Origin of the sequence: Undibacterium sp. TJN25, assembly GCF_049339885.1 — a bacterium.
Taxonomy (GTDB): domain Bacteria; phylum Pseudomonadota; class Gammaproteobacteria; order Burkholderiales; family Burkholderiaceae_D; genus Undibacterium.
Genome location: NZ_JBMPPM010000058.1, coordinates 1 through 255 on the forward strand (window position 1 = coordinate 1; position 255 = coordinate 255).

Sequence of the window (255 nt, forward strand, 5' to 3'; positions counted from 1 at the left end):
CTTCGGCGGGCCGGTAGAATTTGGGGTTGACCTTGACGAGGGTCTTGCCGGTCTTGGTGCAGGCGGCGGTTTCGTCTTCGCCCTGCCCTTGCCAGCGGAGCTGGATGTCGGCGGCCTTGAAGGCCATTGTGACGAAGTCGCGGACGGTTTCGGTGCGGTTGGTGGCGAGTACGAAGGTGTCGGGCTGGTCGGCTTGCAGCATGCGCCACATGCCTTCGACGTATTCTTTGGCGTAGCCCCAGTCGCGTTTGGCGT

General features: G+C 63.1%; 1 protein-coding gene. It reads right to left on the bottom strand.

Going from position 1 to position 255, the window contains the following annotated elements; genetic code table 11:
- Positions 1-255 (bottom strand): GDP-mannose 4,6-dehydratase (locus ACO0LO_RS29120; protein ID WP_422970050.1); only part of this gene is annotated, 255 nt, incomplete at both ends.